This window comes from Shewanella electrica, from assembly GCF_022321485.1.
In the GTDB taxonomy this organism is placed as follows: Bacteria; Pseudomonadota; Gammaproteobacteria; order Enterobacterales; family Shewanellaceae; genus Shewanella; species Shewanella electrica.
The window spans coordinates 1-265 of record NZ_JAKOGG010000370.1 but is presented as its reverse complement, the minus strand read 5'-3'; the positions used below and the strand labels follow the sequence as shown (position 1 = coordinate 265).

The following is a 265-nucleotide window of genomic DNA, read 5'->3' as shown; positions in this document are numbered from 1 at the left end:
TAAAAGAACAAACAGACTACGTACTCGTAATATGCGGCACCATGATCGTCACCGCACCGCCCGCGCCCCCCGCGGCCGGGATCCACGACACCGACTGGCGGTCCCTGGACATGGTCAGGGTGCCATCCTTCTTCTTGTACGAGGCCGACCCGCTCGGGGGCGGAGGTGGAGGAGCCATCGTCGTCGAACTCGAACTCGAACTCGACAGCCTGCACTGTCCCGGGCAGCAGCAGCAGCGACAGCAGCAGCAGTATCTGTGGATCCA

At 62.6% G+C, this 265-nt stretch carries 1 protein-coding gene; it reads left to right on the top strand.

Annotated elements, in window-relative coordinates; all coding sequences use genetic code 11:
- Positions 1–41: 41 nt before the first annotated feature.
- Positions 42–265, top strand: a 224-nt coding sequence (locus tag L9G74_RS20935; protein ID WP_238898682.1) for a hypothetical protein, incomplete at its 3' end; no start/stop codon positions are given.